Origin of the sequence: Marinactinospora thermotolerans DSM 45154 (genome assembly GCF_900167435.1) — a bacterium.
GTDB classification, from domain to species: Bacteria; Actinomycetota; Actinomycetes; order Streptosporangiales; family Streptosporangiaceae; genus Marinactinospora; species Marinactinospora thermotolerans.
Genome location: NZ_FUWS01000003.1, coordinates 51,784 through 72,609, shown reverse-complemented (window position 1 = coordinate 72,609; position 20,826 = coordinate 51,784). Strand labels below are relative to the sequence as shown.

The following is a 20,826-nucleotide window of genomic DNA, read 5'->3' as shown; positions in this document are numbered from 1 at the left end:
TCGACGAGCCCTCAGGGCCGGGCGGGTCGCCTTCGTGTTCCTCTGCTCGTCTTCGGGAGAGGCTCCTCACCGTCACGTGGCAGTGCCTGATCGTGACGTTGGTGGGCTGACGGCTGGGCGTGTCCGAGCGCGGGCCAGCCGAAGGGGCCACGGGGAGCACGTCGTTGACCAAAGCCGCTGACCCGGCCGGGGACCGCCTTCTCGACGGTAGGTGGAGAACAGCGCCTGCTCCCGTGTAGGTCCTCATATTCACCGCAGGGAGGAAATGGTGCCTGGCCGCCTCCCGACGGCCAAGACGGCGCTGGAAAGGAGGGCGCGGTCAGTCGGCGAAACGGTCTTGGCGGTCGTGCCCGTGGATGTGATGCCGGGAAACGGCCTGTGAACTCTACCGGGACAGGCTCCTAGAGCAGCGGCCGTGGCCCCGTGTCGGAACAGTGGGCTCTGGCCCTGATTGTGGAGCGCCGGGGCCTCGGGGCGGGGAGCGGGCGGCCCGGCCGGGAGCCGGCCGGGCCGCGGGGGCCTCAGTCGGTGACGGGCTCGAACTTGTAGCCCAGACCCCGGACGGTCACGATGAAGCGGGGGTTGCCGGGATCGGTCTCGATCTTGGCGCGCAGCCGCTTGATGTGGACGTCGAGGGTCTTGGTGTCGCCCACGTAGTCGGCACCCCACACCCGGTCGATGAGCTGCATGCGGGTCAGCACCCGGCCGGCGTTGCGCAGCAACACCTCCAGCAGCTCGAACTCCTTGAGCGGGAGCTGGACGTTCTCGCCGCGCACGGTCACCACGTGCCGTTCCACGTCCATCCGGACCGGACCGGCCTCCAGGGTCGTGGGCAGCAGCGTCTCGTCCTCGCCGCGGCGACGCAGCACCGCGCGGATGCGGGCCACGAGCTCACGGGAGGAGAAGGGCTTGGTCACGTAGTCGTCGGCGCCCAGCTCCAGGCCGACGACCTTGTCGATCTCGCTGTCCTTGGCCGTCAGCATGATGACCGGGACGTTGGACTTCTGCCGCAGGGTCCGGCACACCTCCGTGCCCGACAGCCCCGGAAGCATCAGGTCCAGCAGCACGAGGTCGGCCCCGGTGCGGTCGAAGGTCTCCAAGGCGACCGTGCCGGTGGGCGCCACGGCGACTTCGAAGCCTTCCTTGCGCAGCATGTACGACAGGGCATCGCTGTAGGATTCCTCGTCCTCAACGACGAGTACACGCGTCACTGTGGTGCCTCCCGATAGGTGTTCTCACCGGAGCGCTGCGGCTCCCGAGTTTCGATCCGGGGCAGACGCAGGGTGAACGTCGAACCCGAACCCTCCTTGCTCCACACGCTCACTTCCCCACGGTGGTGGGTGGTGATGTGCTTGACGATGGCCAGGCCCAGACCGGTGCCACCGGTGGACCGGCTTCGAGCGGCGTCCACACGGTAGAAGCGCTCGAAGATGCGTTCGAGATCCTGCGGAGGGATCCCGATGCCCTGATCGGCGACGCTGATGTCCACCGTCTTGTCGGTGACGTCGGCCGTGACGGAGACACGGGTCTGCTCAGGACTGTAGGCGACCGCGTTGGCGACCAGGTTGCGCATGGCGGTGACGAGCAGGCCCTCGTCCCCCATGACGCGGATGCCCTCGGTGCCGCTGGAGACCAGCTCGATCTTCTTGGCGTCGGCCGCCATCCGAACGGCGTCCAGGGCCTCGTCGACCACGGACGCGATCTCGACCTCGTCGGGTTCGGACATGGGCTCGGCGCCCTGGATCCGCGACAGGGTGATGAGGTCCTGGATGACGCTGGTCAGCCGGGCGGCCTCCTGCTGCATCCGCGCGGTGAAGCGGCGTACGGCCTCGGGGTCGTCGCTGGCGTCGGCCACGGTCTCGGCCAGCAGGGACAGCGCGCCCACCGGGGTCTTGAGCTCATGGCTGATGTTGGCGACGAAGTCGCGGCGCACGGCCTCGACCCGCCGGCGTTCGGTCTGGTCCTCGGCCAGCACCAGCACGAGCCCCGTGCCGCCGAGCGGGGCGACGCGCACCGCGAAGGAGGTGGAGTCGGGGCCGAACTTGCGGACCGCCACCTCGATCTCGGTCTCGCGGATGACGCCGTCGCGGCGCACCTGCCGGGCGAGCGCGAGCAGGTCGCCGATGACGAGTTCCTCACCGCGGACGATGCCGAAGGCGCGGGCCGCGGAACTGGCCCGCAGGACCCGGTCGGTGGAGTCCAGGACGACAGCGGAGGAGGGGAGCGCGGCGAGCACCTCGGCGATGCCCGACGGAAGTTCTGATTGCGGCGCCGGGACCGGGGTACGGTTACGGCCCGCCTCACTGATCCGAAACGCCAGACCGGCCGCGACGCCTGTCACGAGTCCGACGAGCCCCGCTAGCGCGGCCAGTAGCTCCCCTTGCACACTTCGATCGTAAGCGGGAGAAGACCTCCTTTACCCGTGTGACCATGTGTTACAACCGAGGTTCCCGCAGTGTTCACCATCGATTCTGAAATGATTCAACTACCACCTGGGACGATTTGACCATGCGCGACACATACCACGAGGACCTCGACGCCCTCAGCGACCGGCTCATCGAGATGACACGACTGGCGCGCCACGCGATCGCCCGCGCGACCACCGCGTTGCTCGACGCCGATCTGGCAGCCGCGCAGGAGGTGATCTCCGGAGACGAGGAGCTCAACCGGCTCGACGAGGAGATCGAGCAGAGCGCGTTCGACCTGATGGCGCGCCAGCAGCCCGTCGCCAAGGACCTGCGGACCATCATCACCGCGCTGCACATGGCCGGCGACCTGGAGCGGATGGGGGACCACGCGGTCCACATCGCCAAGATCGCCCGCCGCCGCCACCCCGACTCCGCCATCCCGACCGAGCTGCGTTCCATCGTGCTGGAAATGGGGCACCAGGCCGAGCTGCTGGTCATCAAGGCCGGCGAGGTCGTCGCGGACCGCGACGCGGAGACGGCGCTGGAGCTCGACAAGGACGACGACCGGATGGACCGGCTGCGTCGCAAGCTCCTCGAGCGGATCCTCAACGAGGGCTGGTCGCACGGGGTCGAGGCGACGATGGACGTCACCCTCGCCGGCCGGTTCTACGAGCGGTTCGGCGACCACGCGGTGCACGTCGCCGACAACCTGGTCTACCTGGTGACCGGAAAGAAGCCCAAGGACTACGAGTCCGAGGTCTGATCCGTCGCGGCGTGCCTCGACGGGCCGTTCCGGGCCCCCGGGAAAGGGTGCGCGGGCCGTCCCGGCGGGTCGCGACGGCCACGGCCGGCAGGGCGTGGCGTGTGCTTTCCCGTCTGTGTGCAAGCACCTGCGGTAGGCTTTGTCAAGGGGCGGAAAGCGGTGTTGACCTGCGCGTTCGTAAACCAAATAGGTACGTTAAGTCACAGATTCGTGGTACCCTTGTGGTAGCGGAAGGGGTACTTGTCACATGACTTTCAAGGTCGGCGACACCGTTGTCTACCCCCATCATGGGGCTGCTCGCATTGAGGCTATCGAGACTCGCACCATTAAGGGCGAGGAAAAGACCTACCTCGTTTTGAAGGTCGACAAGGGCGATCTGACGGTGCGTGTGCCGGCGGAGAACGCCCAGGATGTCGGTGTTCGTGACGTGGTTGGCCAAGAGGGCCTGGACCGGGTCTTCGAGGTGCTGCGCGCGCCGCACACGGAAGAGCCCACCAACTGGTCACGGCGCTACAAGGCCAATCTGGAGAAGCTCGCCTCCGGCGACGTCAACAAGGTCGCCGAGGTGGTTCGCGACCTGTGGCGGCGTGACAAGGAGCGCGGACTTTCCGCGGGTGAAAAGCGAATGCTGGCCAAGGCTCGACAGATTCTCGTGAGCGAACTCGCTCTTGCCGAAAAGACCAACGAGGACAAAGCCGAAGCGCTCCTCGACGAGGTTCTGACCAACTGAGAACCAGTGTCTTGATGCGGAATATGCCACGGGTGGGCGTCGGAACCGACGTCCACCCATTTACATCGGGTCGCCCCCTTTTCCTCGCCGGACTGCATTGGCCGGGGGAAGAAGGCGTGAGCGGCCACTCCGACGGCGATGTCGCCGCCCACGCGGCCTGTGACGCCCTGTTCTCGGCCTGCGGGCTGGGCGACCTCGGTGCCCAGTTCGGCACCTCCGACCCCGCCTGGCACGGCGCCTCGGGGATCGCCCTGCTCACCGAGACCGCGGCGCGGGTCCGGGCGGCCGGCTACGAGATCGGCAACGTCGCCGTCCAGATCGTCAGCAACCGGCCGAAGTTCGCGCCGCGCAGGGCCGAGGCCGAGAAGGTTCTGTCCGAGGCGGTGGGGGCGCCCGTGACGGTGGCGGCCACCACGACCGACGGCCTGGGGTTGACGGGCCGGGGCGAGGGCATCGCCGCGATCGCCACCGCGCTGTGCGTGCGGACCGACGATTCGAACTGAGACGGGCGCGCGGGCGGGGTACCGTCCCCGCCCGCCGCGCCGTGCGTCACCCGCCCGGGGGCGTGGGCTCGCTGCGCACCCGCCCTGACGGGGGTTCCGGCGGAACGCCCTCGGGGACGGTCCGCCGCGGCTTGAGCACCATCGCCCGCTTGCGCAGCTCCGGTGTCGGGGGGTGGGCGGGGGCCGGGGCGTCGGACCCCTCGCTGTAGGACTCGTCGCCCGCCGGATCGTCGATCGGCGGGTCGGGGACGAACCCGTCGTCCACGCCGTCCACCGGCGGCGCCGTCCCCGCGTCGCGCGCCGGGGCGGGAACGGGCGCGGGGACCGGGTCCGCCGCCCGCTTGATCGGGTTGTCGCCACCGGGACGGCGCCGGGGCAGGTCGTCCGTCCCCCTCGCTCCGCCAGGGGCGGGGCGCGTCCGGTCCCCGTCGACCGAGGGGGCGGTGTCCCGTTCCGGGCCCTCCTCCACAACGGGCAGCGGCACGGTGTCGTCGTTGTCGCGCGGATCGGACCCGGCCGGCCCCGTGTGCTCGTGGGGAGGCGCCACCCGCACCGACCGGCCGGGGTGGGCCATGGACCGGGTGGGTTCCTCCTCCCAGCTGACCGGGTGGCCGGGGTCCTCCGCCACGGGGTCTTCGACGCGGGCGCGCGCGGGGATCTCGCCGCGGAGGTGCGCGATGATCCACAGCCACAGCCGGAACGCGATCAGCAGGGCCAGCCACGGGGCGCCCGCGACGACCACGACGGCGACCGGCTCCAGCAGGCGGTAGTCCAGCGAGCGCAGCGCGCTGGCGGCCGCCGCCAGCAGGATGAGCAGCAGGATCAACAGGTCGACCCAGATGCGCTGGGCCCGGGGCGCGTCCCGCAGGAGGTAGGTGGTCCAGAAGGCCACCAGCAGCAACAGCGTGAACACACCGGGGAAGACGTGGGCCAGTGGCGGATCGATGTTGCCCTGGAGCGCGATCTGGTAGATGCCGTTGTAGGAGAGCAGTATGGCGCTCGCGGCGATCACCAGGACGGCGATCCCGGCCAGCGCGATGGCGCCGACGCGGGAGCCGGAGCGGGACCCGCGCTCTGCGGGCCTGTCGGCTGGGGGCTTCGAGGAGGTATGAGCGGCCATCGTGCGCAGCAGGTTAGCCCAGGAGGCCCCGGTGGCACGAGGGACCGGTGCGCGCCGAGACGGTCGCCCGGGGACGTGGCGGAGCACCGGGGACCGGGATTCCCGCAGGTGGCGGACGCCTGCACCGTCCGGGAAGGGCGGGGAGGACAGGCCCGGACGGAGGACGTCGGGATTTTCCGCACAACACTCCTTTGGTTACGGACGCCCGGTTTCCGGGCAGGATCCCCGCCTCCGGGCGGCGGAACGGAGGCCGATGGCGGAACGGGGAGAAGAGGTCGGTCGCGAACCCCTCCGTGAGGGGTGGGGAAACGGCTACCCTTGAGACCGTGAGTCTGCGCTTCTATGACACCCGAGCCCGCACGGTCCGCGACTTCACGCCCCTGCACGAGGGACGTGTCTCGCTGTACCTGTGTGGTGCCACGGTGCAGGCGCCGCCGCACATCGGACACATCCGTTCGGGGGTCAACTTCGACATCCTGCGGCGCTGGCTCACCTACCGCGGCTACGAGGTCACCTTCTGCCGCAACGTCACCGACATCGACGACAAGATCATCCGCGTCGCCAAGGCCGAGGACATCCAGTGGTGGCAGGTCAGCGAACGTAACCAGCGGGCCTTCACCTGGGCCTACGACACGCTCGGCTGCCTACCGCCCACGGTCGAGCCGCGCGCCACGGGGCACGTGCCCGAGATGATCGAGCTGATGCGCAGGCTGATCGACCGCGGTCACGCCTACCCCGCCGCCGACGGCTCCGGCGACGTCTACTTCGACGTGCGCTCCTTCCCCGACTACGGCTCCCTCTCCAACCAGCGGATCGATCAGATGCGGGCCGCCGCCGACAGCGAGGGCGAACGCGACAAGCGCGATCCCCGCGACTTCGCGTTGTGGAAGGGCGCCCGACCCGGCGAGCCCAGCTGGCGGACGCCCTGGGGACCCGGCCGCCCCGGTTGGCACCTCGAATGCTCGGCCATGGCCACCAAGTACCTCGGCGACACGTTCGACATCCACGGTGGCGGCCTCGACCTGGTCTTCCCCCACCACGAGAACGAGCTCGCCCAGTCCCGGGCCGCGGGAGACGGGTTCGCCCGCTACTGGCTGCACAACGGCCTGCTCACCATGGGCGGCGAGAAGATGAGCAAGTCGCTGGGCAACTCGCTCCTGATCCCGCAGATGGTCCGCAAGGTCCGCCCGGTCGAGCTCCGCTACTACCTGGGCCAGGCCCACTACCGGTCCATCATCGACTACTCCGACGAGGCGCTCGCCGAGGCCGCGGCGGCCTACCAGCGCATCGAGGGGTTCCTCACCCGGGTGGCCGAGGTCACCGGGGGAATCCAGCCGGCCGCCACGGTGCCCGACGAGTTCGCCCTGGCCCTCGACGACGACCTGGGGGTGTCCCAGGCGCTGGCCGTGGTCCACGGCCACGTCCGCGAGGGCAACTCCGCCCTGGCCGAGGGAGCCAAGGAACGCGCCGCCGGCATCGCGGCGAGGCTGCGCACCATGCTCGACGTGCTCGGCCTGGACCCGCTGTCGGAGCAGTGGGCCGGAGCCGAGGACACGGGGCTGCGCGAGGTCGTCGACGCCCTGGTCACGGTGGCGCTGGAACAGCGCCAGGCCGCGCGGGCCCGTAAGGACTACGCCGCGGCCGACGAGATCCGCGACCGTCTCGGCGCGGCCGGGATCCTGGTCGAGGACACGCCACACGGACCGCGTTGGGAACTCAAGCGCGGGTAGCCGCCGCGCCGCCAGGAACGAACATCACGAGACAGCGAGGGCCGCGGCCGGGGAGGCCGCGGCTCTGCCGCGTGCACGCAGGCACGCGCGGCGATCGCGCACCCGCGCTGCACGAGCGAACGGAAAGGACCGCGTCCCATGACGGCGAAGCACAGCAAGAAGGGCCCGACCAAGGGCAGTGGCGGCAAGGGGCGACGTTCCCTGGAAGGGAAGAAGGGGACGCTGCCCGCCGAGAAGAGACACTGGTACGACGACAAGCAGCGGGCTCGCGCCGCCAAGCGCAAGAACGAGTCCGCCGCGCCCGCCTCCGGCGGGACCCGCCGCGATCCGCGTGGCGCTCGCCGCGCCGGCGGCGCGGAGCTGCTGGTCGGCCGTAACCCGGTGGTCGAGGCGCTGCGTGCCGGAATGCCGGCGAACCGGCTGTTCCTGGCCACCAACCTCGACAGCGACGAGCGGGTCACGGAGGCGGCCCGGCTCGCCGGGGAGGCCGGGATCGAGATCTCGGAGATCACCCGCCCCGAGCTGGACCGGCGTTGCGAGAGCAACGGGCAGCCGGGCGCCGCGCACCAGGGGGTGGCGCTGCTGGTGCCCGCCTACCGCTACTGGGAGCCCGAGGACCTGCTCGACCGCGTGCTGGAGGACGAGACGCCGGCGCTCATCGTCGCCCTGGACGGTGTCACCGACCCGCACAACCTGGGGGCGATCGCCCGCTCGGCGGCCGCGTTCGGCGCGCATGGCCTGCTGATCCCCGAGCGCCGCGCCGCGGGGGTGACGATGGCGGCCTGGAAGACGTCGGCGGGCACCCTGGCCCGGCTCCCCGTCGCCCAGGCCACGAACCTCACCCGGACGCTGGAGGCCTACAAGAAGGCCGGCCTGTTCGTCGTGGGGCTGGACGCCGAGGGAGAGGTCCGGCTGGACGGCCTGGAACTGGCGACGGGGCCGCTGGTGATCGTGGTCGGCTCCGAGGGCAGGGGACTGTCGCGCCTGGTCCGCGAGACGTGCGACGAGGTGGCGAGCATCCCGATCAGCGGCGCGGAGTCGCTGAACGCCTCCGTCGCGGCCGGGGTGTCGTTGTACGAGGTGGCGCGGCGCAGGTTGTCCGAAGCGTAGTCACGAGCCGGTACCATTCGTCTGGGTGCCCTTCGGGCATCCGGCCGGCGTGGCTCAATTGGCAGAGCAGCCGCCTTGTAAGCGGCAGGTTAGGGGTTCAAGTCCCCTCGCCGGCTCATGGTGCGATGGCCGGCCCCGCTCAGGGGCCGGCCATCGGCGTCTTCGCCCCCTTCTTCCCCGCTGTGTCCGGGAGTCCGGGCCCGCCTTTCCGCGTTCGGACGGGGTGGCTGCCGATTCCGCGTCCCGTGACGTCAGCGGACGGATCCGACCATTGATTCGTGTTTCGGATGGGCCTTTCGAGGTCATCGGGTCCCGGCACGATCGGAAATCGGGTGACGTTCCCATTCCGGGCGGGTATCCGCTCGGTGGGGGGAGAGCGGCGAGGAGGACAGGTGCGGGACGGCGACTGGGTTGCGCAGACGGGAACGGAGATCCGGGGCGTCCTGAAGGTCATGGTGGACGCCGGCTGGTTACCGGGCGGGGTGGCCGTCGTCGGAACGGACAGCATGTGGGAGTTCGTCGCGGTGGGCGGGATCGCCCGGGAGTGCGGCGAGGCGATCGCGGCGCCCGACGTCTACTACGACACGGCGAGCCTGACCAAGGTCATGGCGACCTGGCCGCTCGTGGGGCTGGCGGTCGGCGACGGGGCGCTCGACCTGGACGCGCCCATGGGGTCCTACTTTCCCGGAGGCCCCCGACCGGGCGATGGGGTCACGGCCCGGCAGATCCTCACCCACACCTCCCGGCTGAACCCGGTGACCTGGCTGGAGCGCTACGTCGGAACGGGACAGGATCTCGCCGAGGCCATCCTGAGCGAACCGTTGGACGACACGGGCTACCGCTACATCGACCGCGGGTTCATCCTGCTGGGACTGTTGCTGGAGCGGCTCTTCGGCGCACCCCTCGACCGGTTGGCCGAGGAGACGTGGCGATCCATGGGACTGTCGGCGACCACCTACGGTCCGCTTCCCCGCACGCCCTCTGTCGCCCCGACCGAACGGCGCATTCCCGGGGCGGCGCCGACCTGGGGGGTCGTCCATGACGAGTCCGCCGCGTTGATGGGCGGCGTGGCCGGGCACGCCGGCGTGTTCACCACGGCGACCGACCTGGGCGCGTTCGCGCGCGAACTGTTGCGGACCTACGACGGCGAAGGGGGGCCGCAGCCCCTCACCGGCTTCGTCCGGGAGAGCTGGCGCCCGCACGTGCCGGTCGGGGAGGAGTTCTCGCGCGGACTGGCCTGGTTGGTCACCGACGACGGGCTCGTCTACCACAACGGCTACACCGGGACCAGCCTCTACCTCTATCCCGAGACCGGACGGTACGTGGGGCTGCTGACGAACGCGGTGTACCACGGACGGCGCCGTGTCGGGCTGTTCGACCTCCGCGCCGCCGTACGGGCCTCCCTGGTCGCCTGAACAGCGCCGGCCCGCCCCGTTCGGCCGGGAGGGACGAGCGGGGCGGGAGACGTCGGATCAGGACGTTTCGCGCCCACGTCCACGTGTCTTGCGGCGCCGACCGCGCCGAGGCCGTTCCTCCCGCTCCTCCTGCGCTTCCTGCGCGGGCTCACGCTCGGGCAGGTCGTAGGGGTTGGCGAGCCGGCGTCGCAGCGTGAGGACGCCCACGACGGCCAGGACCACGACCACGAGCGCGCCGCCGGCCCACAACGTCCAGGCGGGAACCGGCAGCCCCTCGTCCGCCTCCTGCGCGAGTTCGGGATCGAACGGGGGGACGTCCTGGGCGATCCGCCCGGCGGCCTCCAGCGCGCCGGGAGCGTTGAGCAGGGGCGCACCCGCCCCCTGGGCCGTGTCGGCCCCCGTGACCAGGGCCTCCGCCACCTGCTCGGGACGTAGCTGCGGGTGCTCGGCGCGGACGAGGGCGGCCACACCGGCGGTGAAGGCGGCGGCCGCGCCACCGCCGGAGGCGTCGGCGTAGCCGCCGTCCAGTCCGGTCGTCGTGATCTGCGCGCCGGGCGCGGTCAGCGCCACGCCCTCCGGCGCGGGGGACGCCGGGGCCTGGTCCTGGCCGACGGGGGCGACGGTGAGCACCCCCTCGTAGGACTCCGGGGAGGAGGTGAAGTCGGCGACCCCGCCGACCCCGCCGGCCGCGACGACCAGTACGCCGTGGTCCTGGGCGAACTCGATGGCCTGTCGCTCGGCCTCTCCAGGCTCGTCCGCGCCGTCGCCGATGGGGACCACGATGACCTGCACGCCCTGGCTCACCGCGTGGCGCAGCCCCTTGGCCATCGAACCGGGCGTCGCGGAGGGGACGCCCTCGTCGGAGGCGACCCGGATCGACAGGATCCCCGCCTCAGGGGCCACCCCCATGACACCGCCGGTGTGCTCCCGGCCGTGTCCGCTGGCGGCGATGATCCCCGCCATCATCGTGCCGTGCTCCCCGGCGTAGCCGTTGCCGGGTTCGCGGCCCTGCCCGGTGAGGTCGGGGCCGAAGGCGACGGAGCCCGAGAGGTCGGGGTGGGTGTCGTCCACACCGGTGTCGAGCACGGCGACCGTCACCCCGGCGCCGCGTGTGGTCTCCCAGGCGTCGGAGGCGCCGATCGCCTCCAGGCCCCATTGGTCGAGTCGTAGGTCCTGCACGCCCTCGGTCGCCTGCGCCGCGGTCGCGGGAGCGGCTGCGAGGAGGCTCCCGGACAGCGCGGTGCACGCCCCTAGGACGGCGGATGTGACGATCCTGTGCCTGCGCATGGCGGACTACCCCTCCCGCGATCCCTTCGGCCGGGCTGATGTCGTACTTCGTCGCCCTTGCCGTGCCCCCGTAGGCGCTGGTCATTCTGTCACGAGTGCACCACTTGCCTCTGCCGTCACGCGCCTAGACCCCGCGGGGCCCGGGCCGGGACCGTCCTCCCGCGCGCAGGGTGACGTGGTCGCCCACGGTCAGCCCGAGGACGGCCGCCGCGTCACCGCCGTTGACGGCGAGCGCGGCGTACCCGGCGGAATCGACGAACAGGAGCGGTCGGCCCTCGGGGACGGCGCCGAACGTGGTGGTGACGGGAAGCTCGCGCACGCCACAGGGCAGCGCCGCCTCCACAGTGGCCGGTGTGCCCCCGGGGACGAGGCGTTCCATGTCGTCACCGCGCAGGGAGAGCTGGCAGTTGCCGAACCGGTCGACCGCCCGGACCTCTCCCAGGGCGGTACCGGCCGTGACCGAACGACGTGGCGGGGGAAGCCGGACCAGGGACTCCGGAGGAATGCGCTCCCCGGTCTCGGCCGGCGACAGCCCCGCCGCGATCCGCGCCGCCACGGGCGCGTAGACGTCCCGGCCGTGGAAGGTCGCCGACACGGGACGGCGCCACAGGTCCTCGTTGGTCAGCTCCCACACCGCCTCCGCGCCGCCGAGCGCGTCGGCGGCCCAGGGCAACAGCCCATTGTCGGGGCCGACGAGCACGTGACCGCCCGCGGCGATCGCCACGCTGCGCCGTCGGGTGCCCACCCCGGGGTCCACCACGCCCACGTGCACGCCCCCGGGAGGAAGTTCGGGAAGCGTCTCGGCGAGCACCGTCGCACCACGTCGGACGTTGCCCGGCGCGATCTCGTGGGTGATGTCGATGACCCGGACGTGCGGGGCGTGGCGCAGCATCTGCCCGTGGCAGATCGCCACGAAGCCGTCGAGGGTTCCGTAGTCGGTCAGGAAGGACAGGTATCTGTTCCCCCCGAGGTCAGTCATGGATGTTCTCCCCCTCAACACTCAAGCGGAGTCGCTACGATAAGTCGCGCCAATCCGGACGAGGAGCCGCCCAATGTCAGATGTCGGGCCTTTTTCCCGAGGAACATCAGATCTCCCAGCGGACGGGGCCACAGGAGAGACCGATCTCGGCGAACGCGAACAGCGGATCCTCGCGTTCGAACGCCAGTGGTGGAAGTTCGAAGGCTCCAAGGAACAGGCCATCCGTGACGAGTTCGGCTTCTCCCCGACGCGCTACTACCAGTTGCTCAATGGTCTCATCGACCGGCCCGAGGCGCTGGCCCACGACCCGATGACCGTGAAGCGGATCCGCCGGCTGCGCGCCGACCGTCGCCGCCAGCGCACCGCCCGTATGCTGGGCATCCAGCTCTAGGGGCCGCGGCGCAGCCGCGAACTCCCGCCCGCGCGGCACCGCGCGGCGACGAGGACCACGAAACCGGAAGCCACCCGATGTCCCTGCCCTCTCCCCGGACCACCGTAGGCGTACAGGCGCTGGAACAGATCCTGTCCGATCCGCGTCGGGCCGTCCTCGCGTTCGACTTCGACGGAACGCTCGCCCCCATCGTCCCCGACCCCAGGCAGGCCCGCGCCCACCCCGGTGTCGTCCCGGCGCTGGGCCGGCTCGCCCCGCTGGTCGACACCGTCGTCATCGTCACCGGGCGGCCGGCCGCGACCGCGGTCGAATACGGGGGCTTGGCGCAGGTCCCCGGCATCGTCGTGCTCGGCCAGTACGGCAGGGAGCGCTGGGAGGCGGGGCGGATCGACGTTCCCGAGCCCCCGCCCGGTGTGGCGACCGTCCGCGCGGAGCTGCCCGCGCTGCTGTCCCGTTGCGGCGCGCCCGAGGGCACCTGGATCGAGGACAAGGAGCACGCGCTGGCCGTGCACACCCGCCGGACCCCCGACCCCGACGCCGCGCTGGACCTGCTGCGCGCGCCGTTGACCGAGCTGGCCGCCCGCACCGGCCTGGCCATCGAACCGGGGCGCATGGTCATCGAGATGCGCCCGCCCGGCATGGACAAGGGGGCGGCGTTGACCGCCTTCCTCACCGAGCGCGGCGCCGGATCCGTGCTCTACGCGGGGGACGACCTGGGAGACCTCGCCGCCTTCGACGCGGTGGAACGGGCACGCGAGCGCGGGGTGGCCGGGCTGACCGTGTGCAGCGGCTCGGACGAGGTCGTCGCGCTCGCCGAACGAGCCGACCTGGTCGTGACCGGCCCGGCCGGTGTCGTGGAGCTTCTGGAGGAGCTGGCCGCAGCGGTCAAGGACGGCTGAACCGGCCTTGGATTACGCCGCGCGCTGAACCGGGCGCCCGCGGGGACCAAACCGTGGTGTGGCCCCCGGGAAGACCTTAGGGTCGGGTCCAGCCACACCGTTCGATCCGGTTGCGGAGGACCCATGAGCGAACGCCCGGTACCGGCCACCCCCCTCCCCCAGGTCCACGGCGAGCCGCTGATGCGCGATCTCATCGGCACCGTGCTGCGCCGTGCCCGCCTGGAGCAGGGGCGCACGCTGCGCGAGGTCGCCGAGGCCGCCCAGGTGTCGCTGCCCTACCTCTCCGAGATCGAACGGGGCCGCAAGGAGCCCTCCTCCGAGGTGCTCGCGGCCGTGTACCGGGCGCTCGGCCTCCACCTCGTCGATCTCCTGGGCGGCCTGCACAGCGAGCTCACCGCCGCACCGGCCCACCCCCCGATGCGCCCGATGCGGGGGAGCGCTCCGCGCGCCATGGCGCTGGCGGCCTGACCCGGGGCCGTGGAGCCGTGTCGCGGTGGCGTCTCATCGGGGCGCCACCGCGGGGAGGCGCGTGGCGACCAGCCCGTCGACCAGGCCGTACTCCTGCGCCTGGCGCGCGGTGAAGATCCTGTCCCGGTCGGTGTCCTCCCGCAGCCGTTCCACGCTCTGCCCGGTGTGCAGGGCCAGGATCTCCTCGATCTCCGCCCGCACCCGCAGCACCTCGGCCGCCTGGATCTCCAGGTCGGCGGCCTCGCCCCGACCCTCGGCCGAAGGCTGGTGCAGCAGGACCCGCGAGTGCGGCAACGCCATGCGCTTGCCGGGCGCTCCGGCCGCGAGCAGCACCGCCGCGGCCGAGGCCGCCTGGCCCATGCAGAACGTCGCGACGTCGGCGCGTACGAACTGCATCGTGTCGTAGATCGCCGTCAACGCGGTGGTGGACCCTCCCGGGGAGTTGATGTAGAGCTGGATGTCGCCGGTGCTGCTCTCGTGGTCCAGGTGCAGCAGCTGCGCCATGACCACGTTGGCGACGTCGTCGTCGATCGGTGTGCCGATGAAGACGATCCGCTCCGACAGCAGGCGGCTGAACACGTCGGAGGAGCGCTCCCCCGACGGGGTGCGTTCGACCACCATCGGCACGGTGTAACGCCCGCTCACGCCCGCGCCCCCCGCCCGTCCGCGCTGAACCCGAACCGGCGGGCCGCGTCGCCGCCCAGCTCCGCGGCGCTGCGCACGACCTGGTCGACGAACCCGTAGTCCCTGGCCTCCTCGGCGGTGAACCACCGGTCGCGGCGCTGGTCCGCCACGACCCGTTCGAGCGGTTGACCGGTGTGCTCGGCGATGAGCCGCTGCATCGTCGACTTGGTGTGCGCGAGGTTCTCGGCCTGGACGGCGATGTCGGCGGCGGTGCCGCCCAGCCCGCCGGAGGGCTGGTGCATCATCACGCGAGTGTGGGGCAGGGCGTAGCGCTTGCCCGGCGTTCCCGCGCACAGCAGGAACTGCCCCATGCTGGCGGCGATGCCCATCCCGAGCGTCACGACGTCGTTGGGGATGAAGCGCATCGTGTCGTAGACGGCCATCCCGGCGTGGACCGAGCCGCCGGGACTGTTGACGCACAGGACGATGTCCCGCCGTGGGTCCTCCTCGGCGAGCAGCAGCAGCTGGGCGCAGACGCGATTGGCGCTCGCCTCGTCCACCTGGGTGCCCAGGACCACCATCCGGCCGTGGAGGAGCCGGGTGGCGACGTGGTCGTCGAACGGTGCCGCGCCGATCTCCGACGCGGCGAGCCGTGGGGGTGTCACGAGCATGATCTCCTCCTTCTCGCGGCCGCGGTGGGCGGGCGCGTTCGCCCGCTCCCGGCCGGTCCCCTCCAGGCTGCGCCTTGGGGGAAGGCGCCGGCGAGCGTTTCTGCCCTGCGGAGATCTGCTCAGGGCAGAGGGGAGGAGAGGCGCCCGAACGCGACGGCGGACGCCCGCGGCGGGAGGTCCCGCCGCGGGCGTCCGCCGTCGCGTCGTGTTCTCAGACCAGGGCGCGCAGCTGGTCGGCGAACCAGCGCTGCGGCGGCAGCGCGACGGCCGCCTCGGCCAGGCGGGTGCAGCGCTCACGGCGCTCGGCGTCGGGCATCGACAGCGCGGTGTGCAGCGCCTCGGCGGTCTCGCTGACGTCGTAGGGGTTGACCAGGATCGCGTCACGGCCCAGGTCGTCGGCCGCTCCGGCCTCCGTGGACAGCACCAGCGCGCAGCCCTCCTGCGACAGCACCGGCCCCTCCTTGGCGACCAGGTTCATGCCGTCGCGGATGGGGTTGACCAGCAGCACGTCGGCGATCTGGTAGGAGGCCAGCGAACGCGCGTAGTCGTCGTTGACCTCCAAGACGACCGGCGTCCAGTCGTCGGTGCCGAACTCCGCGTTGATCTCCTCGGCGAGGCGGCGCACGCTCTCGGTGTAGGCCCGGTACTCCGGGACGTCGCCCCGGCTGGGGTAGGCGAAGGCGAGGTGGGTGACGCGCTCGCGCCACTCGGGCCGCTTCACCAGCAGCTCACGGTAGGCGGCCAGGCCGCGGACGATGTTCTTGGACAGTTCCGTGCGGTCGACGCGCAGGATCAGCCGGCGGTCGCCGACCATCTCCCGCAGGGCGGCGCGGCGTTCGGCGACGTCCTCGGCCGCGGCCCGGGCGCGCAGCCCCTCGGCGTCGGCGCCCAGCCCGTGCACGCCCACCCGGACGATCCGCCCACCGCAGTCCACGGTCCGGTTGTCCCAGTTGACGTCGGCGCGCAGGAACGTCTCACAGCAGCGCAGGAAGGCGTCGGCCCAGCGCCGGCTGAGGAAACCGACGTGGTCGGCGCCCAGCATGCCCTCCAGGAGCTCCCGGCCGATGTCGGCCGGCAGCATCCGGAAGTACTCGGGCGGGGCCCAGGGGGTGTGGGAGAAGTGCGCGATACGCAGGTCGGGGCGGCGGCCGCGCATCATCCTGGGGACGAGCGCCAGATGGTAGTCCTGGACCGCGACCTTGGCGCCGTCGGCGGCGCCGGTGACCAGCGCCTCGGCGAACGCCGCGTTGTAGGCGCGGTAGTCGTCCCACTCGGTGCGGAAACCGGCGTCGAACAGCGGCTTGTTCGGGGTGTCGTAGAGCATGTGGTGGACGAACCACAGCGTCGAGTTGGCGACCGAGTTGTAGGCGTTGGCGAACGTGGCGGCCGGGATGTCGATCATCCGCACCCGGGCACCGCCGAGATCGAAGCCGGCCTGGTCGATGCGGCCCTCGGGAGACTCCGAGACCGCCTTGCGGTCGGCGTCGGAGAGCGCGGCGCACACCCACAGGGTGTCGGCGTCCCCGGCGACCGAGCTCAGCCCGGAGACGAGACCACCGCCGCCACGACGGAACCTCAGGGAACCGTCATCGTCGACCGAGAAGGAAACCGGACCCCGGTTGGAAGCGACGAGGATCTGCGCCTTGTCCACCTGATCGTCCACCTCTCCCGTGAATTGCAAGGAACCCCTACTTAACTACATGGATCGGGCAGTGGGACAGAGCGGGGTATGCGGTAGTGACGTGGTGAGTCTCACCCGGACGGATGCGGCGCAAACACGTCCCCGCTCGCCCCACCGCCAGGACGTGGGGTGGCCCCCCTACCATCTGCTGCCCCGCCGGGGCGGTTGATCACCTCCGGTTTCGGGGGCCGGGGGAACTCCCGGACCCGGCTGGAAAAACCGCGAGGCGGTCGGTTACAGTGACCAACGGATTCAGGAATCCGCTTTTCCCGACAACTTCATATTGCTCATCCAGAGGGGTGGAGGGACCGGCCCTACGAAGCCCCGGCAACCATCTCGGTACACGTTGCTCGTCAGGTGCGAGGCGGCCGGGACAGGTGCCAACTCCGGCCCGGGACCAAAGTGGTCCACGGGTAAAGATGAGGGGAGACGCCTCGCATGGCGGTAACCGCCACGGAACCCAGCACGCCCACCTCCGCCGCCTTCGGCCCCGCCGTCGCGCTCTCCTGCCGCGAGTGCGGTGAGCGCTACGACCTCGGCCCGCGCTTCGCCTGCGAGTTCTGTTTCGGCCCTCTTGAGGTGGCCTACGAGTTCGGCGACATCACCCGCGAGTCCATCGAGCGCGGCCCCAACAACATCTGGCGCTACGCGGGCCTGCTGCCGGTCCCGGCCAACGTCCGCGAACTCCCGAACATGAACCCGGGCCTGACCCCGCTGGTGCGCGCCGACCGCCTCGCCGCCGAACTCGGGCTGCGCTCGCTGCACGTCAAGGACGACTCGGCCAACCCCACCCACTCCTTCAAGGACCGCGTCGTCGCCATGGCCGTCGAGGCGGCGCGCAACTTCGGGTTCACGACGCTGTCCTGCTCCTCCACCGGCAACCTGGCCGGCGCGGTGGGGGCGGCGGCGGCCCGCGCCGGGTTCCGTTCGTGCGTGTTCATCCCGGCCGGCCTCGAAGAGGCCAAGGTCGTCATGGCCGCCGTCTACGGTGGCCGGGTCGTCGCCATCGACGGCAACTACGACGACGTCAACCGCTTCTGCTCCGAGCTCATCGGCGACCCGGCGGGTGAGGACTGGGGTTTCGTCAACGTCAACCTGCGGCCCTACTACGGCGAGGGCTCCAAGACGCTGGCCTACGAGATCGCCGAGCAGCTCGGCTGGCGGCTTCCCGACCAGATCGTCGTCCCGATCGCCTCGGGCTCCCAGCTCACCAAGATCGACAAGGGCTTCCGGGAGCTGATCGCGCTCGGCCTGGTCGAGGACAGGCCCTACAAGGTGTTCGGGGCGCAGGCCACGGGCTGCTCACCGGTGGCGCGGGCCTGGGAGGACGGCCACGACGTCATCCAGCCGGTCAAGCCCGACACCATCGCCAAGTCCCTGGCCATCGGCAACCCGGCGGACGGCCCCTACGTGCTGGACATCTGCCGGCGTACGGGCGGCGCGGTGGCGCACGTCGACGACGACGAGATCGTCGACTCGATCCGCCTGCTCGCCCGCACCGAGGGCGTCTTCGCCGAGACCGCCGGCGGGGTCACCACCGGTGTGCTGCGCAAGCTGGTCGCCCAAGGGGACATCGACCCCGACGCCGAGACCGTCGTCCTCAACACCGGTGACGGCCTCAAGACGCTCAACGCGGTGAGCGGCACCGGCGTCACCGCCACCATCCCGCCCTCCCTGCGCGCGTTCAAGGAGGCCGGCCTGCTGTAGGCCGGGTCCGTCCGCCGTCCCACCCAGACCGCCGGATCGCTCCGGCCAGCACGAGGAGTACATCCCGAAGATGAGCGTCAGCGTTCGCGTGCCCACCATCCTGCGCACCTACACCAAGGACGCGGCCGAGGTCACCGCCGAGGGGAGCACCCTCAGGGAGGTCCTCGACGACCTTGAGGCGAACCACCCCGGCATCCGGGCGCGCATTCTCGACGACCAGGGCAAGATCCGCCGCTTCGTCAACGTCTACGTGGGTGACGAGGACGTCCGGTTCGCCGAAGGGCTCGACACCGCCACGCCCGCGGGCAGCCAGGTGTCGGTCATCCCCGCGGTGGCCGGCGGCTGCTGAGCGTCGCCTGTCCGTTCCCGGCCCGTTCCCGCCCGTCCGGCGGGGCGGGCCGGTTCCGTTTCCTCCCCTGACCTGCTGGTAAGAGGGGGGCGAATTCCTGGCGAAGGCGTTTGCACTCGCCGGTGGTGAGTGCTAAAAATGGGACCGTTAGCACTCTGAGACATCGAGTGCTAATCCTGGATCGAGGCGACGAGGCCGCATCCCCCGGCAGACGGGTTGTCGGTGGGACGGTGGCCGTCCGTCGCGGGCGTCGGCTCGTTCCAATGCGTACCAGCCCGGTCTCGGGAGGACAAGAACTCTTATGGCAGCCAAACTGATCGCGTTTGACGAGGAGGCCCGGCGCGGCCTCGAGCGCGGCATGAACCAGCTCGCTGACGCCGTCAAGGTCACGCTCGGCCCCAAGGGCCGCAACGTCGTCCTTGAGAAGAAGTGGGGCGCGCCGACCATCACCAACGACGGTGTCTCCATCGCCAAGGAGATCGAGCTCGAGGACCCGTGGGAGAAGATCGGGGCCGAGCTGGTCAAGGAGGTCGCGAAGAAGACCGACGACGTCGCTGGTGACGGCACCACCACCGCCACCGTCCTCGCCCAGGCGCTGGTGCGCGAGGGCCTGCGCAACGTCGCCGCGGGTGCCAACCCGATCGGTCTGAAGCGCGGTATCGACGCCGCCGTCGCCCGCATCAGCGAGGAGCTGGCGAACCTCTCCAAGGACATCGAGACCAAGGAGCAGATCGCCTCCACGGCCTCCATCTCCGCCGGCGACACCCAGATCGGCGAGATCATCGCCGAGGCCATGGACAAGGTCGGCAAGGAAGGCGTCATCACGGTCGAGGAGGGCCAGACCTTCGGTCTGGAGCTCGAGCTGGCCGAGGGCATGCGCTTCGACAAGGGCTACATCTCGCCCTACTTCGCCACCGACCTGGAGCGCATGGAGACGGTTCTCGAGGAGCCCTACATCCTCATCGCGAACCAGAAGATCTCCAACAACAACGAGTTCCTGCCGGTCGTCGAGAAGGTCCTCCAGGCCGGCCGTCCGCTCGTCGTCATCGCCGAGGACGTCGAGGGCGGCGCCCTGCAGACCCTCGTCGTCAACAAGATCCGCGGCACCTTCAAGTCCGTCGCGGTCAAGGCCCCCGGCTTCGGTGACCGCCGCAAGGCCCAGCTCGGCGACATCGCCGTGCTGACCGGCGGCCAGGTCATCACCGAGGAGGTCGGCCTCAAGCTCGAGAACACCGAGCTCGAGCTGCTCGGCCGCGCCCGCAAGGTCGTCGTCACCAAGGACGAGACCACCATCGTCGACGGTGCCGGTGACGCCGCCTCGATCGCCGGCCGGGTCAACGAGATCCGTTCCGAGATCGAGCGTACCGACTCCGACTACGACCGTGAGAAGCTCCAGGAGCGCCTGGCCCGCCTGGCCGGCGGTGTCGCGGTCATCAAGGCCGGTGCCGCCACCGAGGTCGAGCTCAAGGAGCGCAAGCACCGCATCGAGGACGCCGTCCGCAACGCGAAGGCGGCCGTCGAGGAGGGCATCCTCCCCGGTGGTGGTGTCGCGCTGCTCCAGGCCTCGGTCCCGGCCTTCGAGAAGCTCGAGCTCGAGGGCGACGAGGCCATCGGCGCCGACATCGTGCGCCGCGCCGTCGAGGAGCCGCTGAAGCAGATCGCGATCAACGCCGGCCTCGAGGGCGGCGTCGTCGCGGAGAAGGTGAAGAACCTGGAGGCGGGCGTCGGCCTGAACGCCGCCACGGGCGAGTACACCGACCTGTTCAAGGACGGCGTCATCGACCCGACCAAGGTCACCCGTTCCGCGCTGCAGAACGCGGCCTCCATCGCCGGTCTGTTCCTGACCACCGAGGCCGTCATCGCCGAGAAGCCGGAGAAGGCCGCTCCGGCCGCCCCGGGCGCTGACATGGGCGGCATGGACTTCTAAGTCCGTTCGCTCCCACGTCGAGAAGGGCGGTCCCCGCACGGGGGCCGCCCTTTCGCGATCATGC

At 71.0% G+C, this 20,826-nt stretch carries 20 protein-coding genes, 1 tRNA gene and 1 riboswitch; of the genes, 13 read left to right on the top strand and 8 right to left on the bottom strand.

Annotated features, from left to right (window positions below):
- Positions 1-521 precede the first annotated feature (521 nt).
- On the bottom strand, positions 522-1,211 hold the full coding sequence (locus B5D66_RS05880) for a response regulator transcription factor (protein WP_078760612.1): 690 nt from the start codon (positions 1,209-1,211) through the stop codon (positions 522-524).
- On the bottom strand, positions 1,208-2,371 hold the full coding sequence (locus tag B5D66_RS05875) for a sensor histidine kinase (protein WP_144390022.1): 1,164 nt from the start codon (positions 2,369-2,371) through the stop codon (positions 1,208-1,210). Before B5D66_RS05875 ends, B5D66_RS05880 begins: the two co-directional genes overlap by 4 nt.
- Before the next feature lie 137 nt (positions 2,372-2,508).
- Between B5D66_RS05875 and phoU the strand changes: the two genes are divergently transcribed.
- From phoU to ispF, 3 genes are all read left to right on the top strand, one after another.
- Positions 2,509-3,171, top strand: coding sequence for a phosphate signaling complex protein PhoU (phoU, locus tag B5D66_RS05870; protein ID WP_078760610.1), 663 nt, complete (start codon positions 2,509-2,511; stop codon positions 3,169-3,171).
- A gap of 247 nt (positions 3,172-3,418) precedes the next feature.
- Entirely contained in the window at positions 3,419-3,901 is a 483-nt protein-coding gene (locus B5D66_RS05865; RefSeq protein ID WP_078760609.1) for a CarD family transcriptional regulator, read from the top strand.
- A gap of 23 nt (positions 3,902-3,924) precedes the next feature.
- Positions 3,925-4,404, top strand: coding sequence for a 2-C-methyl-D-erythritol 2,4-cyclodiphosphate synthase (gene ispF / locus B5D66_RS05860; RefSeq protein WP_200813543.1), 480 nt, complete (start codon positions 3,925-3,927; stop codon positions 4,402-4,404).
- Between the two features lie 46 nt (positions 4,405-4,450).
- Here the strand turns inward: ispF and B5D66_RS05855 are convergent, their stop codons facing one another.
- Complete coding sequence (locus B5D66_RS05855; RefSeq protein ID WP_235000801.1) at positions 4,451-5,524, bottom strand: hypothetical protein; 1,074 nt, start codon at positions 5,522-5,524, stop codon at positions 4,451-4,453.
- Positions 5,525-5,850: 326 nt separating this feature from the next.
- Here B5D66_RS05855 and cysS point away from each other — a divergent pair, with 326 nt between their 5' ends.
- From cysS to B5D66_RS05835, 4 genes are all read left to right on the top strand, one after another.
- A complete protein-coding gene (gene cysS / locus B5D66_RS05850) occupies positions 5,851-7,254 on the top strand; it encodes a cysteine--tRNA ligase (RefSeq protein WP_078760607.1) in 1,404 nt (467 codons plus the stop codon).
- Positions 7,255-7,392: 138 nt separating this feature from the next.
- Positions 7,393-8,364 carry a 23S rRNA (guanosine(2251)-2'-O)-methyltransferase RlmB gene (gene rlmB / locus B5D66_RS05845; protein WP_078760606.1) on the top strand — a complete coding sequence of 324 codons (972 nt, stop codon included), beginning with the start codon at positions 7,393-7,395 and terminating at the stop codon, positions 8,362-8,364.
- Between the two features lie 43 nt (positions 8,365-8,407).
- Positions 8,408-8,480: transfer RNA gene (locus B5D66_RS05840), tRNA-Thr, on the top strand.
- A gap of 276 nt (positions 8,481-8,756) precedes the next feature.
- Complete coding sequence (locus tag B5D66_RS05835) at positions 8,757-9,779, top strand: serine hydrolase domain-containing protein (RefSeq protein WP_078760605.1); 1,023 nt, start codon at positions 8,757-8,759, stop codon at positions 9,777-9,779.
- A gap of 57 nt (positions 9,780-9,836) precedes the next feature.
- Here the strand turns inward: B5D66_RS05835 and B5D66_RS05830 are convergent, their stop codons facing one another.
- Together B5D66_RS05830 and B5D66_RS05825 are read right to left on the bottom strand one after the other, a co-directional pair.
- Positions 9,837-11,066, bottom strand: a complete 1,230-nt coding sequence (locus tag B5D66_RS05830; protein ID WP_078760604.1) for a S8 family serine peptidase — start codon at positions 11,064-11,066, stop codon at positions 9,837-9,839.
- A 124-nt stretch (positions 11,067-11,190) separates the two neighbouring features.
- On the bottom strand, positions 11,191-12,045 hold the full coding sequence (locus tag B5D66_RS05825) for an SAM hydrolase/SAM-dependent halogenase family protein (RefSeq protein WP_078760603.1): 855 nt from the start codon (positions 12,043-12,045) through the stop codon (positions 11,191-11,193).
- Positions 12,046-12,118: 73 nt separating this feature from the next.
- On the opposite strand from B5D66_RS05825, the gene B5D66_RS05820 reads away from it, so the two are divergent.
- The 3 genes from B5D66_RS05820 (at position 12,119) to B5D66_RS05810 (ending at position 13,803) form a co-directional block, all read left to right on the top strand.
- Positions 12,119-12,436, top strand: a complete 318-nt coding sequence (locus B5D66_RS05820) for a DUF3263 domain-containing protein (RefSeq protein WP_078760602.1) — start codon at positions 12,119-12,121, stop codon at positions 12,434-12,436.
- A gap of 77 nt (positions 12,437-12,513) precedes the next feature.
- Positions 12,514-13,335: a trehalose-phosphatase gene (gene otsB, locus B5D66_RS05815; protein WP_078760601.1), complete on the top strand. Its 822-nt coding sequence runs from the start codon at positions 12,514-12,516 to the stop codon at positions 13,333-13,335.
- Positions 13,336-13,458: 123 nt separating this feature from the next.
- The gene (locus B5D66_RS05810) at positions 13,459-13,803 is read left to right on the top strand and encodes a helix-turn-helix domain-containing protein (protein ID WP_078760600.1); all 345 of its coding nucleotides are present in this window, start codon (positions 13,459-13,461) and stop codon (positions 13,801-13,803) included.
- Positions 13,804-13,836: 33 nt separating this feature from the next.
- On the opposite strand, the gene B5D66_RS05805 is transcribed toward B5D66_RS05810, so the two are convergent.
- The 3 genes from B5D66_RS05805 to B5D66_RS05795 form a co-directional block, all read right to left on the bottom strand.
- Complete coding sequence (locus tag B5D66_RS05805) at positions 13,837-14,448, bottom strand: ATP-dependent Clp protease proteolytic subunit (protein WP_078760599.1); 612 nt, start codon at positions 14,446-14,448, stop codon at positions 13,837-13,839.
- Positions 14,445-15,098 carry a ClpP family protease gene (locus tag B5D66_RS05800; RefSeq protein WP_078760598.1) on the bottom strand — a complete coding sequence of 218 codons (654 nt, stop codon included), beginning with the start codon at positions 15,096-15,098 and terminating at the stop codon, positions 14,445-14,447. Before B5D66_RS05800 ends, B5D66_RS05805 begins: the two co-directional genes overlap by 4 nt.
- Before the next feature lie 211 nt (positions 15,099-15,309).
- Positions 15,310-16,749, bottom strand: a complete 1,440-nt coding sequence (locus B5D66_RS05795; protein ID WP_078760943.1) for an alpha,alpha-trehalose-phosphate synthase (UDP-forming) — start codon at positions 16,747-16,749, stop codon at positions 15,310-15,312.
- A 314-nt stretch (positions 16,750-17,063) separates the two neighbouring features.
- Positions 17,064-17,205, top strand: a riboswitch (SAM riboswitch).
- 12 nt (positions 17,206-17,217) lie between these two features.
- Here B5D66_RS05795 and thrC point away from each other — a divergent pair.
- From thrC to groL, 3 genes are all read left to right on the top strand, one after another.
- On the top strand, positions 17,218-18,486 hold the full coding sequence (gene thrC / locus B5D66_RS05790; protein ID WP_078760597.1) for a threonine synthase: 1,269 nt from the start codon (positions 17,218-17,220) through the stop codon (positions 18,484-18,486).
- A 70-nt stretch (positions 18,487-18,556) separates the two neighbouring features.
- Positions 18,557-18,835, top strand: coding sequence for a ubiquitin-like small modifier protein 1 (locus tag B5D66_RS05785; RefSeq protein ID WP_078760596.1), 279 nt, complete (start codon positions 18,557-18,559; stop codon positions 18,833-18,835).
- Positions 18,836-19,136: 301 nt separating this feature from the next.
- Complete coding sequence (gene groL / locus B5D66_RS05780) at positions 19,137-20,762, top strand: chaperonin GroEL (RefSeq protein ID WP_078760595.1); 1,626 nt, start codon at positions 19,137-19,139, stop codon at positions 20,760-20,762.
- The last annotated feature ends 64 nt before the right edge of the window (positions 20,763-20,826 follow it).